Source organism: Paenibacillus sp. CF095, from assembly GCF_900101225.1.
Lineage (GTDB): Bacteria > Bacillota > Bacilli > Paenibacillales > Paenibacillaceae > Paenibacillus.
Map to the genome: position 1 here is coordinate 238,240 of NZ_FMZN01000004.1, position 14,169 is coordinate 252,408.

15 protein-coding genes are annotated in these 14,169 nt (G+C 42.3%); 7 read left to right on the forward strand and 8 right to left on the reverse strand.

The window, feature by feature from the left end:
• Positions 1 to 102: 102 nt before the first annotated feature.
• Positions 103 to 768, reverse strand: coding sequence for a type 1 glutamine amidotransferase family protein (locus BLS69_RS25520; RefSeq protein ID WP_091037858.1), 666 nt, complete (start codon positions 766 to 768; stop codon positions 103 to 105).
• Positions 769 to 941: 173 nt separating this feature from the next.
• On the reverse strand, positions 942 to 2,165 hold the full coding sequence (locus BLS69_RS25525; RefSeq protein WP_091037860.1) for an RNA polymerase sigma factor: 1,224 nt from the start codon (positions 2,163 to 2,165) through the stop codon (positions 942 to 944).
• A gap of 262 nt (positions 2,166 to 2,427) precedes the next feature.
• On the opposite strand from BLS69_RS25525, the gene BLS69_RS25530 reads away from it, so the two are divergent.
• The 3 genes from BLS69_RS25530 (at position 2,428) to BLS69_RS25540 (ending at position 5,427) form a co-directional block, all read left to right on the forward strand.
• Positions 2,428 to 3,234 (forward strand): hypothetical protein, encoded by an 807-nt coding sequence (locus BLS69_RS25530; RefSeq protein ID WP_091037861.1) that lies wholly within the window; start codon positions 2,428 to 2,430, stop codon positions 3,232 to 3,234.
• Between the two features lie 227 nt (positions 3,235 to 3,461).
• Positions 3,462 to 4,850, forward strand: a complete 1,389-nt coding sequence (locus BLS69_RS25535; RefSeq protein ID WP_176873023.1) for an N-acetylmuramoyl-L-alanine amidase family protein — start codon at positions 3,462 to 3,464, stop codon at positions 4,848 to 4,850.
• A 31-nt stretch (positions 4,851 to 4,881) separates the two neighbouring features.
• Positions 4,882 to 5,427 (forward strand): GerMN domain-containing protein, encoded by a 546-nt coding sequence (locus BLS69_RS25540; RefSeq protein ID WP_091037863.1) that lies wholly within the window; start codon positions 4,882 to 4,884, stop codon positions 5,425 to 5,427.
• 152 nt (positions 5,428 to 5,579) lie between these two features.
• On the opposite strand, the gene BLS69_RS25545 is transcribed toward BLS69_RS25540, so the two are convergent.
• Both BLS69_RS25545 and BLS69_RS25550 read right to left on the reverse strand, forming a co-directional pair.
• A complete protein-coding gene (locus tag BLS69_RS25545; RefSeq protein ID WP_091037865.1) occupies positions 5,580 to 7,115 on the reverse strand; it encodes a replication initiation and membrane attachment family protein in 1,536 nt (511 codons plus the stop codon).
• Positions 7,116 to 7,499: 384 nt separating this feature from the next.
• The gene (locus tag BLS69_RS25550) at positions 7,500 to 7,793 is read right to left on the reverse strand and encodes a YuiB family protein (protein WP_091037866.1); all 294 of its coding nucleotides are present in this window, start codon (positions 7,791 to 7,793) and stop codon (positions 7,500 to 7,502) included.
• A gap of 228 nt (positions 7,794 to 8,021) precedes the next feature.
• On the opposite strand from BLS69_RS25550, the gene hemQ reads away from it, so the two are divergent.
• Positions 8,022 to 8,768 (forward strand): hydrogen peroxide-dependent heme synthase, encoded by a 747-nt coding sequence (gene hemQ, locus BLS69_RS25555; protein WP_062837936.1) that lies wholly within the window; start codon positions 8,022 to 8,024, stop codon positions 8,766 to 8,768.
• Positions 8,769 to 9,071: 303 nt separating this feature from the next.
• Here the strand turns inward: hemQ and BLS69_RS25560 are convergent, their stop codons facing one another.
• The gene (locus tag BLS69_RS25560; protein ID WP_091037868.1) at positions 9,072 to 9,323 is read right to left on the reverse strand and encodes a hypothetical protein; all 252 of its coding nucleotides are present in this window, start codon (positions 9,321 to 9,323) and stop codon (positions 9,072 to 9,074) included.
• Entirely contained in the window at positions 9,320 to 10,513 is a 1,194-nt protein-coding gene (locus BLS69_RS25565; protein ID WP_036605766.1) for an NAD(P)/FAD-dependent oxidoreductase, read from the reverse strand. The genes BLS69_RS25560 and BLS69_RS25565 overlap by 4 nt, the downstream gene beginning before the upstream one ends.
• 654 nt (positions 10,514 to 11,167) lie before the next feature.
• Here BLS69_RS25565 and BLS69_RS25575 point away from each other — a divergent pair.
• Positions 11,168 to 12,142, forward strand: a complete 975-nt coding sequence (locus BLS69_RS25575) for an NAD(P)/FAD-dependent oxidoreductase (protein ID WP_210437008.1) — start codon at positions 11,168 to 11,170, stop codon at positions 12,140 to 12,142.
• Between the two features lie 76 nt (positions 12,143 to 12,218).
• Complete coding sequence (locus BLS69_RS31980; protein ID WP_074096361.1) at positions 12,219 to 12,470, forward strand: hypothetical protein; 252 nt, start codon at positions 12,219 to 12,221, stop codon at positions 12,468 to 12,470.
• A 21-nt stretch (positions 12,471 to 12,491) separates the two neighbouring features.
• Here the strand turns inward: BLS69_RS31980 and BLS69_RS25580 are convergent, their stop codons facing one another.
• On the reverse strand, positions 12,492 to 12,635 hold the full coding sequence (locus tag BLS69_RS25580; protein WP_017692430.1) for a sporulation histidine kinase inhibitor Sda: 144 nt from the start codon (positions 12,633 to 12,635) through the stop codon (positions 12,492 to 12,494).
• 355 nt (positions 12,636 to 12,990) lie between these two features.
• Positions 12,991 to 13,650 carry a YheC/YheD family protein gene (locus BLS69_RS25585; RefSeq protein WP_091037871.1) on the reverse strand — a complete coding sequence of 220 codons (660 nt, stop codon included), beginning with the start codon at positions 13,648 to 13,650 and terminating at the stop codon, positions 12,991 to 12,993.
• 238 nt (positions 13,651 to 13,888) lie between these two features.
• On the opposite strand from BLS69_RS25585, the gene BLS69_RS25590 reads away from it, so the two are divergent.
• On the forward strand, positions 13,889 to 14,143 hold the full coding sequence (locus tag BLS69_RS25590; protein WP_017692428.1) for a hypothetical protein: 255 nt from the start codon (positions 13,889 to 13,891) through the stop codon (positions 14,141 to 14,143).
• The last annotated feature ends 26 nt before the right edge of the window (positions 14,144 to 14,169 follow it).

The following is a 14,169-nucleotide window of genomic DNA, read 5'->3' on the forward strand; positions in this document are numbered from 1 at the left end:
TCATAGAAAGGAGACCTGAGATGATTCGCCTGTTAGCCTTGATTTTATACATTTTATACATCAAAGGGATTACTTATGTAAGGTCAAAGCCACTCACCCTAATTAGAGCGTCTCAACCAACTTCTGAATCTTTGAGTGGGAAATTAAATATACAGGACCCATTGTTTCTATGTTGCCGTCCTTTACACGTATAGCGCTCTCCTGTTCTGCCGCATAAACATCAATCTCTTCAGACAAGGGGAACAGGTAGCCTTGAACAAACGTGGCGTAGTCGCGTTGAGAATGAGATTCATAGGCAAAATGATCAAAGCCAATACCATCATAAATAGTACTTGTTTCCAGTTCATCAGTGTTATTCAAGCTTAACCATTTTGCTGCCATGTTTAACGCACCGGCGCTGGCCCCCAGGATAACGGCATTGCTATTCTTAATCGCATTCGATAGTTCATAATCCAACAAAAAATCGTTCTGCAGAACAGGATATCCACCACATAAAAAAATGACAGAAGCGTTTCGAATGAATCGCTGAGCATCTTCTTTCTGCATACGGTAATCAATGAAATGATATTCATCAAAAATAATGTTAGCCTGATTCAACCAGGTCCATTCAGAAATATCATCCATGTTAATTTGCTCATCTGTATAACCAGACGGGTCAGCACTAATCATAACAAGCGATTTTCTGTCTTGTATATCCTCTTGCAAACAATGGACCAGCTTCTCAGGAAAAAAATGATTAAACCAACTGAAATAGTAGTGAGTTTTCAAACTTAATTACCTCCATATGTATTATTTACATTCATCCATAGGATTCATAGACAACCTCTTTTTATATGTATTATACAAAATAACCCAATTTATTGATAGTACATTTAACTTAGATATAACCACGTAAAAAAAAGCCCGGTTTATCCCCCGGGCAACATACACTTTTGTCTGGGTTACTTACTTATAAACTCTACCATCTTCTGATGCAATTCCTGCTCGGAACATTGAAAGATACCATTAAAATCCTGAGGGTTACGGATCAATGTGTTTAACTGGTCTATTCCATATTGTTGAACAACAAACTCCACAAATAGGAACGAAAACTGAAAACCCTTCATCGTTTCGAATTCCCAATTATCATTATCTAATTGTTCGAACGTTGGGATCTCTAAATTGTGAATAGCCTCTTCTGTTGTACCATCAATAAAGTCCTGAGTCATCAGCTTGGCTTCATATCCACCAATTCCTTGCCTTATCCATTTCGGAGCCTTCGGATTAATTTCACTTATTAGCCACATGGTGAACAAGTGAACCGTACCTTTAAGAATCGATTGATAGGTATGCTCCGGTCCTGGATTTAATGGAGATACAATTTTGAGAATACTCCCTTCATAGGTACCCATGAACCAATTCGGAGCATCTGCTTCTCCGACCGCTTGGTGAAACGATGGCATATCAGGATATACTTCAATCGTTACTTTTCGCGATGGATGATAATTGTACTTTAGCGAGATTCGTTCAATATGATCACTTAGTTCATTGAACAAATCATGGTGTACTTTATTGGGCTGATTATTCAATCCCTCGTTTTCACCCTTATTAACAATTGAAATCAAATCTTGAATAGACATGATCGTAACGCCTCCCCATTCTTTCAGTTCCTTTTTAAGTTTTTCCAAAGCTCTGTAGAGTCTGTTCTTTACTGCACTTTCACGCATCCCTACGATCTTAGAAATTTCAAGCAGTGTGCAGTCCACAAAAAAGCGTAATGCAATGATTTCCTGGTCGGTTTCATTTAACTTTTTCAGCGCAATTCCGATATCAATTCGAAAATCAACATACTTCGTAAATTCAAGGGAGATCGACTGTGATTCATATCCTGTAAAATCAAACGGCGTTTCTTTTTTTCGCGATAACCTTCGATATTCGTTTTTCACTGTATTCTGAGCAATCTTGAATATCCACGTGAATAAATTTGATTTGCCTTGAAATTGGTGAAGATTCTCGACTGCTTTTAAAAACACCTGTTGAGTCAAATCATCTGCAACCATCGGATTCAATTTCAGGGAAAAGTACTTGCAAATTCTTTGACGATACAACTCATAAGTGTTTTCAAAGTCAGTGATACTTTCCTGTTTATCCGGATAAACAGGTTTTGTGTCATGAGCTCCTGACATGGTAAGAACCTCCTCTTGATTTACAATGAATTAGACACCAGAGAGAGTCAGAAGGCCACATAAATATAAAATAAATATGTATTCAACTTTTTAGGCTTGTTACTTACAGGACCAATGGCTAATCACCCTTTTTGAAATCTGTCTTCAAATCATCTCTATGATTTCATATCTTTACAAATTAACAATGATAAGCAAAGATTGGAGTAGTTCTGGAGGGAATCACATCATGTAAACGCCTTCCCAAAATGAAGGAGAGATAATAATGAAATACACCAATGTTTTATTATCAAGCGTAATTGTCTTAAGCCTGGGCACGTTATCAACTGCATCAGCTTCGTTCCATACTCTTGATAAGTCAGTAGCTCCAATTGCTGCTAAATCAACTTCTGTGAACTCCTCGACATACCAGAGTATACCTAGGTTTGAAAAAACGATAGGCTCAAATAAAATTGTCTGGAAAGGTGACAACATCACGATAACCGCGAACACCTTAAAGCTAGATGCTGCTGCAGATTTTGAGCAAAACATTATTGACACCATTGTAGTTACTCATGGTAAAGAAAAGCACACCTTACAAACGGGAGATTTTGAAGTTAAATTATTGAATATCACTAGTGTTGCTGAATCTCCATCGAATGGATGGATTGCTATTCGAGCAGAAAAAAGTGCCGGCAGCAATCTTATTCTTGTGAACTTTAAAACAGGAAAGTACACGATTGTAAACGTACGTCTTGAAAAAGCAGGTAAACAAGATGTCGAAACCATTTCATCCTATAATTGGTCACCAAAAGAAGACATCATTGCATTTTCTTATGGAAATACGGAGAAAAGCACTCTAGCAATCTACGATACTAAGAGTGACCGCTTTATTTATCTCCCTCGGGCAACCAACTATATTAGCACCAGTTTAATTTTATGGCATAAGAACGGAAAAAATATAGATTACATCAGTGAGTATCCTTCAGATCAATGGATTCTTTTTAGATACAATACAGCCAGCAGCAAAGTTAAACCTGTAAAAAAAATTAGCCGGAAAGAATTTCAACAGTGGTTAAAATTAGATAAATAAAATGATTATTCAACTCTCCTTCCTTTATCCCCTACTGACTGACAACAGTTCTCTCGTCCATGTTTTGTATTAAACAAATTTTCTTTACGACTTTCATGTGGTTTGTAGCGTTCATATTAGTGAGCAGAATATTCTAGTAAATTTGGGTTTTCATAAAAGAAACAGGAGGTGATTGGTTTTTCCCCGTTAGAAGTCTGGTACTACGCAAATTAAAACCGAGGTGTAAAATGAAAAAATCTATAATCCTGTTACTTTTCAGTGCACTGCTACTCATGCTAATTCCCATGCACACCCATGCAGCTACGAATCAAACTAAAATTATTTTAGATGGCCAGGAGCTGGTTTTACCCAATGATGTTGAAGTTGTCAATGTAAGAAACAATATTATGATTCCTATTCGAGTAGTCGCTGAGAATTTAAAATTTAACGTGAAATGGGATCAAAAGACACAAAATGTAACTATCGAACAAGCTTCCAATGCCATTTCTTTGACCGTTGGGAAGGATCAAGCTACAGTCCAAAACAACAACGTCAAACTTAATATCGCTCCACAAATGATCAAGAATACGGTTGTTGTTCCTCTACGTTTTGTTAGTGAAGAGATGGGTCTGAGAGTGGGCTGGAATAACAAAAACAAGATTGTTACACTAACCAGCAATAATGTATCGCAACCAACTTCCCCCTCTAACGGGAATGATACAGCCACTAACCTTGTTCATGATATAACTTATGCCAATAATCAACTCGTCGTCTCATTAGACCGTGAAGTTGCTCCAGTCATATCTACACTAAAAAATCCTGACCGGATTATCGTAGATTTCCCATCCACCAACTTCGGAAATATGGGACAAGTCCCCTCTGGAGGATCCATGGGAAGGTTGGATGTTAACGAATTTCCAAATATTACTGAGATACGTTATTCTCTTTTTAAAAATGATCCGCCTCAGGTTCGAATCGTAATCGAATTAAACAATATAAGTTCGGTGAATTACAAACAACAGACAATCGCCGGTAAATTTATCCTTGATCTAAGTATGACAAATGAACCTGCACCTGCCACTCCTGTTAACAGCGGCAAAAAAATAGTCGTTATTGATCCGGGACATGGAGGAAGTGATCCAGGTACAATAAGTTTTACCAAAAAACATGAGAAGCATTTTGCCCTTGCTTTAGGCCTAAAAGTGCAGGCTCTTTTAGAAAAGGAACCCGACATAGAATTAATTATGACTCGGGAAACGGATATCTACCCTACACGACCGGAACGTGTCAAACTTGCCAACGATCTTAATGCAGATGTGTTTGTATCTATACACGGTAACAGTGTAACCGCTGCTCCTCAGATATCGGGAACTGAAACGTATTATTACCAACGCGAGAGTAGTAAAGCACTGGCGACCCTCATTCATAAAAACCTGATCAATGCCTTGAGATTTAATGATCGTGGCGTAAAGAACGGAAACTACCAGGTCATCCGAGAAACCACGATGCCTGCGGTTCTTCTAGAAATCGGATTCTTAAGTAACCAGATTGAGGAGGAGGCCATGATGTCAGAAACCAATCTAAATAAAGCGGCACAAGCCATTGTGGATGGGATAAAAGAGTATTTGAAGTTATAGGGTAGTGAATAATTTAAGAGGATGTGCTTCTATGAAAAAAAGAATCTATTGGGCTATCACGATTTGTGCCATAAGCATACTAGCGGTAGGCTGTGCTACCAAACCTACTTCTCCTAGTCCAGTGCAGGGTTCCGATCCGGCAAGTACAACACCAGCGCCAATAACTAACCCGAGCGAAGAAAATGAAGAATCTCAAGAAATTGAGGTTTTTTATGCAGATGATCAACTATTACAAGTAGAGCAACGTAAGAAAGAAATTACATTCAAAGATGACTCCGAAAAATATAGTAAGACATATGCGGCCCTTCAAAGTAGCGATCAAACCGAACTTATTCCATTGTGGAGTAATATTGATCTACTTTCTGCTACTTTTGATCAAGGAAAATTAACGCTGGATGTGCATATTCCAGATGAAGCAAGATTAGGGTCTGGCGGCGAGCTTTTAGCGATCGATGCTTTGAAAGGAACTTTTTTTCAGTTTGATGAAGTAACCAGTATTGATTTGCTTGTTGACGGAAATGCCACTGACAGTTTAATGGGTCATGCAGAATTAGAGCATCCACTAACCCGTGAATAAATCCATAGAAAAAATATTCTCTGTTTGAAGTGTAGAAATGCCACAATATAAAAAGCATGATCTAAAAATAAAGATCCATTCGCAAAGTAATTAGGCGAATGGATCTTATTTTTTCGGTTAAAGTGGACTTGCACTTCTTCTATGTCAGGGAGTTAAGAAGTTCCTTTTTGCTTACTCGCCTGCATCTGCTGGGCAAATCTCATCATCTCTTCGAACTCTTCCTCAGATACGGCATCCCCATCGGTGCTTATGTCTTGTACAATCGGAATTTCGGGCTTAGCTTTGGTTCCTTTGCCGTATGTACGGGTACGGGTTCCAGCTGCACCAGCAGCCTGTTTGCCTTTGACCTTGGCCTGATCACGAATATATTGCACAGCTTTCTCATATGAGTTCACCTGTTTAAGCAACATGTTGGAGGCGATCGCCTCAACGAAGTTACGGTTAATTCGCTGCTCTCCGCCGGATACAAGTAATGCCATCAAATAATGAATCAATACATTGATGACTTCACCAGGCAACTTGTAGCTCAGATCAATTTTCTCAAATATATCGATCAGATTGTCCGGTACTGCGCCCGGGAAGAACGTCTGCAACAGACGCGTATACGGCTCATTACGAAGCATCATATTATATTGATGAATATCACACTTGGTCATAAATTGTGGAGGTACTTCGACGTAATATTCCATCTGTACTCCATGCTCAACAGGTGGTTCACCGGAGTCTTCTTTCCGCTCTGGCTCCTCCATATGCTGTCTCAGTGCTACGACCTTCGCGGCCTGTACGGTCTGTTGCTCATGACGCTTCTTCGTCTGTCTGAACTGCATACTTGCTTTATGCTGAAGATCATCCAGAATCAGCTGGCCCTGTGGACTGAAGATATCATCTTCATCCAGCAGACGGCATACATCCTGCACACTGAGGTTGAACTTGTTCACTACATAATTTACAATGCCCAGTTGTTCATGATCGAACCGCAGCTGTTCTACATGACGGCGATTGACCGACTCCCGCGGAAAACGCAAAATAATGTCAGCGTAGTTCAAACTGTTTTCTTCCGCTGCATCATTCGTGCCTGTCCGCTGGGCCGTAGTTGATACTTCCGACAATGCTTGCTCCAACTCGTAATCAATAACATGGGTATTCAATTCAAATATATCGTAAAAGGGAACGGAAATATTCTCTTTATTGGCTGCCGGATAAGGCGCGTCCCCATTTTCCACTGCCGAGAAACCGGAACGCAGGGAAAGCACGGCGAATTTGCCTATCTTGTCACGAAGCAGCAGTGTCAAATGCTGTGTCCGGAAAAACTCTGCCGGAGAGAGCGGCGGTTGCAGCTCATATTCGTAGATGTAGTCATCATTTTCCGGTATATATAGCCGTGAAGTCTGAAGTAGCCCCACCGCTTCAAGCTTGGACGCCTGTTCTACAAGATATTTACGCCCTTTCTCACTTGGCTCTAGCCCAAGCGTCATGAACAGTCTACGTTGCTGTTCAAGCGGCGAATAACCGACCTGTTCACCGGGAAGATGCTGAAACAACAGCCGATACAAGCCAACCGCAAAAGCACCTACCATGGGCTGATATGCTCCTGTAAGCATACGGTCATCCAGGGCGCTAAGTCCAAACTCCCTGTATACGCAGTAGCGATGATGTTCAGTATAATGGTGCAGATTCTTCATGCGCATAGCCTGATCTCCTTTTCCCAAATGTATGTTTATCTATTCTATCATAAATGTCTGATCCTCAAATGTTCAAAAACAGGTAAAAAGACGGCCTGTTCTCGCTCCGTTTCGTCCTAGGTCGACATCATTCACGTTTTCGCCGAATTCAGCAAATTTCTAAAATAAAAATGTCGAGAGCCGCTAGAATACTATAAAAGCTGTAGCCGCAGAATACAAGGGAATATCTAAAGAGAATGTTCTCCAGATGTATATGAAGTACACATGTACAATAATCCTTCTAATATAAATAAACAGCAAAAAAGCCTTCCCTTTGTACTCGTAAGCGTTTACGACAAAGACAAGACTTTCACGCGATTACAGTGGCATGTGTTACCTCGTTCCAACAATCTAAAACATTCTGTACCCACCCAAACGTAACTTCTGGATCGTCCAGCCACTGATTATCGCACCAGCCAGTCCAGCGATGCCCGTCATATAGTCTACAAGCTGGAAAGAACCCAGATGTGACATTAGAGATGACGAATGATCCCATAGAGAGTACACGACGACAGGCAATATCACAATGATGAACAGATAGGAAGGAAACCAGGTGGTCTTCATCAGCATGTTCAGAATGAAACCGATACCAAACATCATAACGAAAAATAATACCATCAATACCAACACAGGTATAAATTGCATCGGGCGACATTCACCTCTTCTTTCACACATTCAGGTTTCACTTCTGGATAGTAGTTAGTGTACCGCAAAAAATGTGGCGAAGCAACGAACTTTCTGGACAAATTTCCCTATATTTATACTCTGTTCATTTGCCCTTCTGCTTCATGTTGGGATACAATGTAAACGATAAAGCAATCACCCGTCCCTTATAGGGATTTGGAAATATACCTTGCAGGAGGAACACAACCAATGAACGAAGCCGCATCAACACTGGAGGGCTGGTATGCCCTGCATGATTTTCGCTCGATTAACTGGGCCGCCTGGAAAGCAGCAGATGATGAAGAACGCGCTGTAGCACTGGACGAGCTTCAGGAATTTTGGAAAGAATGGAAAGAAGTCGAGGATTCATCCAAAGGAAGTACCGTTGTATATACGGTTGTAGGTCAAAAAGCAGACCTCGTCATGATGCACCTGCGTGAAACGCTGGAAGATCTGAAGGCTGTTGAAAACGCGTTTAACAAAACGATGTTTGCTCAATACACAACGAAGTCGTATTCCTACGTTAGTGTAGTGGAACTGAGCAACTACCTTGGCAAAGAAGGCGAAGACCCGATGCAGAATCCGGAGATTATCGCCCGCCTGAAACCTGTTCTGCCACAACGGCAATACATCTGCTTCTATCCGATGAACAAAAAACGTGAGCTGAATGACAACTGGTACATGCTGTCCATGGACGAGCGTCGCACCATGATGCGCAGTCACGGCATGATTGGTCGTAGCTATGCTGGTAAAGTGAAACAGATTATTACCGGCTCTGTCGGTTTCGACGATTGGGAATGGGGCGTTACGCTGTTTGCGGATGATGCACTTCAGTTCAAAAAACTTGTCTATGAGATGCGTTTCGATGAAGTTAGCGCCCGTTATGGCGAATTCGGTTCGTTCTATGTGGGAAGTCTGTTGAACGAAGGAACACTGGAAGACATGCTTAAGCTGTAAAAATAGCACAACGCACAATAAAGCACCGCGACATCTCCTTTTAAGGATATTGTCAGCGGTGCTTTATTATCTATCAATATTCTACTACCTCAAGCTTGATTTAGATCTATATTGTTTGAACTATTTATTTACACAAAAACGGAAAGGACAGAAAAAACCTGAAAAAGCGAAGCGTTCGCCTTTATCACCGGATTTTCCCTTTAACAAAAGGGAATCAAAAAAATCTGGGGATAACAGCGATTGAAAGGTTATTCTGTCATTGAAGTGTATGTGTAAACATCTTTAGTTCAACTTATATCGTCTCTAATCTTGCTCCTCATCTACCGCTTTCAGCGATTCGAGGAACTCGGCTGTGGCCCGATCACGGTCACGCCCCTTCTCTTTAAGCCGCTCAATCGCAGGCATAATGAGAATATCCACTTCTTTCTGCACAATGTAGGCCAGATCATATTGATCCTGTTCCTCGAGATAACCACCGACCTGCATCAGGGCGTTGTATCGATCCAGCTCTTCACGTGTTAATAGTCCCCGGACCTGAACACTACAATGTCTCATCCAAAAAACCGCCCTTTCTTCAGGACTAGCGGAATACCACCAATGATGAACAGATAACGCAGATCAACCAGCTTCTTCAACTGAGCCGCTTTCCAGCCCTTGTATTTCTTGCCGCCTACAACAGCAATGGCTTCACCTTTACCCAATGAAGCAACCGTTCCTTTGCTCGTAAATACAAAAGGTTGCGGCTGTTTCTTGCGAATGGATGCCACGACGTTCTTGGCGCAGTTCACACCCTGCTGCATCGCAATCTGGGCTGTTGGCGGATAAGGCCGTCCTTCCGCGTTGAACACAAGTGAATTATCACCAATGACATAAACATGTTCATGCCCCGGAGCACGCAAGTAGTCATCTACTTTCACACGTCCTCGCATCACTTCAAGACCTGCCTGTTCAAGCAGTGAGTTACCGCGAATACCGCCGGTCCATACAACTGTAGCAGCATCGAGCTTTTCACCCTCACCCACAATAACCCCGTCCGGGAGACATTGCTTGATTGGAACACCAATTTTGAAAGTAACGCCCTTCTTCTTGAGCACATTCATCGCATGTTCTACCAATTCCGGGTCAAATCCAGGCAAGGCCGAAGGCGCCGCCTCTACATTATAGATGTGCACATGTTTCGGATTCACGTCGAACTCCTTGCACAGCTGTGGAATACGATCTGCAAGTTCAGCTACGAATTCTACACCACTGAAACCCGCTCCACCTACGACAAACCGAATACGATTTCGTTTGTTATCGTTTTTGTACATCGCAAATTGATATTCGATGTGTTCTCGAATCAGTCTGACCGAGTTAATGCTGCGGATTGTCATCGCGTGATCGAGCATACCCGGAATCCCGAAGGTCTCGGGTTCTCCGCCTAGTCCAATAATTAGATAATCATAGGATAACGTGCCATCCTCCAGAATAATCTTCCGATCCTGCAGACGAATCTCCTTCACGGAAGACTTGACCAGATCAATCTTGAACTCATCAATCAGCTTCGAAATGGGTACTCTTGCATGCTCAATGGTATCCGTGCCGGCTGCCGGCATATGTAGATGTGTAGTAATATAATGATAATCATGCCGGTTCACCAATGTGACGTCGGCCTCGTTATAGTTCAATTCCTTCTGCAGCCGCTGGGCTGTCAGAATCCCGCCATAGCCCGCGCCGAGGATGACGATTTTGGGAATACTGCTCATGTCTATACCCCTTCCGGTTTCACTTGCATCAGCCCGATCTTGGGTGAGATGCAAAATGCACATACTTACAAATATTGATGAGGTCTTGCCCATTATGACGACAAATGTTAACTTCGCGAATTTATTTAAACGTTTGCATCAATTTCATAACTCACTAAAAATGGATTTTATGAAACTAGATATCGACATATTGAACTTTTTTGATCTATATCTAGACTTGATTGAAGCAACTAAAGGGTTTATGAAATTGATACGTTTGCACGCAAGTTATCGTTTCAAGTTGTGAAATTAACCACAAGATTCTACAAAACACGGGATCTGTCTTCATATTACATATTGACTCTAAATTAGACAAAAAAACACATAGTACAGGTCAAGGATATCTGTATTTCAAGTAAAGATCAAGGTTTTTTTTGTTATTTTTCATAACCTTTCATTTCCAATTTCATCCTATTCTCATCTGATCTTCATCAATTATTCTCTGATTCGTGACACCGCTAACTTTGCAACCCTGAGTACACCGTTTATAATAGGAAAGACAGTTCAGCACCAATGCCAGTTACGATACGTAGCCTGCACATTCTTTCTGTTAACTACCTATTAAAATATGAAAGGTGTTGTTGATTCTTGACTGCACAAAATTCCAGTCATGATATGACTGATTTACTTATTATTGGTGGAGGCCCTGCGGGTCTGTTCGCCGCGTTTTATGGTGGGATGCGTCAGGCATCCGTTACACTGGTTGAAAGTATGCCACAGCTTGGTGGACAGCTTGCCGCTCTTTACCCGGAGAAATACATCTATGATGTAGCCGGATTTCCTAAAGTAACGGCTCAAGAACTGGTGAATAACCTGGTTGAGCAAATGAGCCATTTTAACCCGAACATCCGCCTTGAAGAAAAGGTTGTATCGGTGGAGAAAAAGGATGAACAACATTTCGTCGTGAAGACGGATGAGAATGAATATCATGCCAAAGCCGTCATTATTACAGCTGGCGTAGGTGCATTCGAACCACGTCGCCTGGAGCTTGAAGGTGCTGCCAAGTTCGAGAAGAGCAACCTGCACTACTTCATCAGTGATCTGAATGCCTTCGCTGGCAAAAAAGTACTGATCAGTGGCGGCGGTGACTCCGCGGTAGACTGGGCACTCATGCTGGAGCCTATCGCTGAGCAAGTGACGCTGATCCATCGCCGGGACAAGTTCCGTGCACATGAGCACAGTGTCGAAAACCTGATGAATTCCAAGGTGAACGTTGTTACACCGACCGAAATCACGGAACTTCATGGGGATGACACCATTACCAAGGTAACCCTTTCCCATGTGAAAACCAAAGAAACTCAGGAAATCGAAGTAGATGACGTGATCGTTAACTTCGGATTTGTCTCTTCTCTCGGACCGATTGCCGAGTGGGGTATCGAAATTGACAGCAACTCCATCGTTGTTGATTCCCGCATGGAAACATCTATTCCAGGAATCTTCGCTGCCGGAGATATCACAACCTACCCAGGTAAACTGAAGCTGATCGCTGTCGGATTCGGCGAAGCTCCAACAGCCGTTAACAATGCGAAGGTATACTTCGATCCAGATGCCAAGTTGTCCCCAGGACACAGTAGTAACATGAAACGCTAGTTTTGCGGAAATAACATATATTGATACAAAAAAGGGTATCTTACTCCTGAGTGAATCCATATCAGGAGGGATACCCTTGTCTTATATATGCCCGCTGTGTAACGGTCTGGTTGTACCGGAGCAGGCTTGCCCCCACTGCCTTCAGGGACTGTTAGAATGCGGCAAATTGGATGATTACACCGGACCATACAGCCCCTACGTATTCCAACCTTCCTCTGACACGGCAGACGAAGTCGAAAACGTTTGCAATCATGTGATGTACTGTCACCATTGTCAGACGAGCACGCCATGGCCTGTCTCACTATGGGACTTGTCCGGAAACCTGTAACATTGCCTGCAATGAGGATCTCTAGTGAAGAATGGCAGATACGTCGGTACCCAGTTTGCGCTTATGGATTTCTGCCAACAGCAGTGCGATGAAATCTCGTTCGAGATTCAACTCAATCGCTTTATGGTAGGAATCCAACAACATCTCATCGGATAACATAGCCATTTCCCGCCACAACCTTTCCTTTTTTTTCCTCAAAACTATCATATCAGAGATTCATATAGAGAACAAGCGTTCTTGTTATCCACAACGTTATGTGGAAATCCTGTGCATAGTTTGTTGATAAATGGAAAAAATACAGAGTAATCAACGTGTATAGTGTGGACAATATTTATGCACAGGAAGTTTGTACTACTGTCAGAACGTTTATCAGCGTATTTTTTTTGGAATAAATTCATAGTTTCAAGACTTGTTGCGAGTAAATTACCCAGTAATGTAAAATTTCAAACGGTTTTCATACCGTTTTCTTCTATATATTATCGGTTTTTCTTGAATTTTCTTGAGTTTTCCCATTCATTTTCTATTGAGGTCTGGTATTCACTTCCAAAATCCAGATCTTGCCTGAATAATCCAGTCCATAATCAAATCCAAGCTGACCTACACCAGGGAACTGACTTTCCATAATGTACGTACATGTCAGTGTAAGGGAGCGCATCTCCCGGCGTTTGTGCCGACCGGATATATGTGGCAGGGATAAACCAAGAGCTCGCCTTCCTGATAACATGGTGCCACCCTTGCTCAGATTCGTCACACAGAGTCCGGGACGAGCGAGTCGTCCTACTAAAGAACGGAATACCCAGCCTCGTTCGGTTTTGACAACTTTGACTCTGTAATCAACAGGTCTCCCTTGAATTGTTGCCAGATGAATACCTTGCTGGATCAAGTACTTGCGTCTAGCTTTTACACGCACCAGAGAGCGATACATCTGGCTGAAACTGGCGAAAGAACGGGTCGTTTTCATATGGGTGTATCGATAAGCCCCACCGCTCGCCGATACCCGAATGACACCGTAACCACCGCCTCCTACAATAGGTTTGACATACACCATTCCATAACGACTGAGCATTTGCAGCAGATTACCCGAGTTGAATGCCTTGGTCTGTGGGATATGGACAGCCGCTACCGGGTATTTCATCAGAGCCGCTGTCTTCCGCCATTTGCTTGCAAGTTGTCTCGACATGGGTTGATCTCCTTCCTTGAAACAATAGTCCTTCCTTATACATACTCAACAGAAGCCTTGCTTTCTTGGATGTCTGTCCACGGCAAAGGCCCCTTTTCCATGTAACCTGTCCCAGGGGTGATGGCGGAAACAGGAACAAGCGCCCGGTTTGCTTTTCAAACAAGTCAATCTGTCGTATGCTACTAAGGAATGGCTTGGAAGGGCTTAAATATGAGGATCTAAGGAGCGTTCAGAACAAATGGAAGCATTTTTCAAATCACTTTATGGCGTAGCCTATTTTGCAATGTCGATCGTTCTGGTAGCTGTTACGGTACTTCTTTTTGTCACAGGTATTCGACTGTTTATGCAAAAGCGTAATCGCGGCTTTGCCGTGAGTTGTCTTATATTTGCCTGTTTCATCGTCTTTATCATTGTTGTTATGTTAACTACGCCCTTCTCTGCCACACCGCCAGGTTCACCGGAAGCCATGGCTGCCCTTCTTCACTTCGGGTAGTTGAACCTCTGTAGAAGGAGATGCTT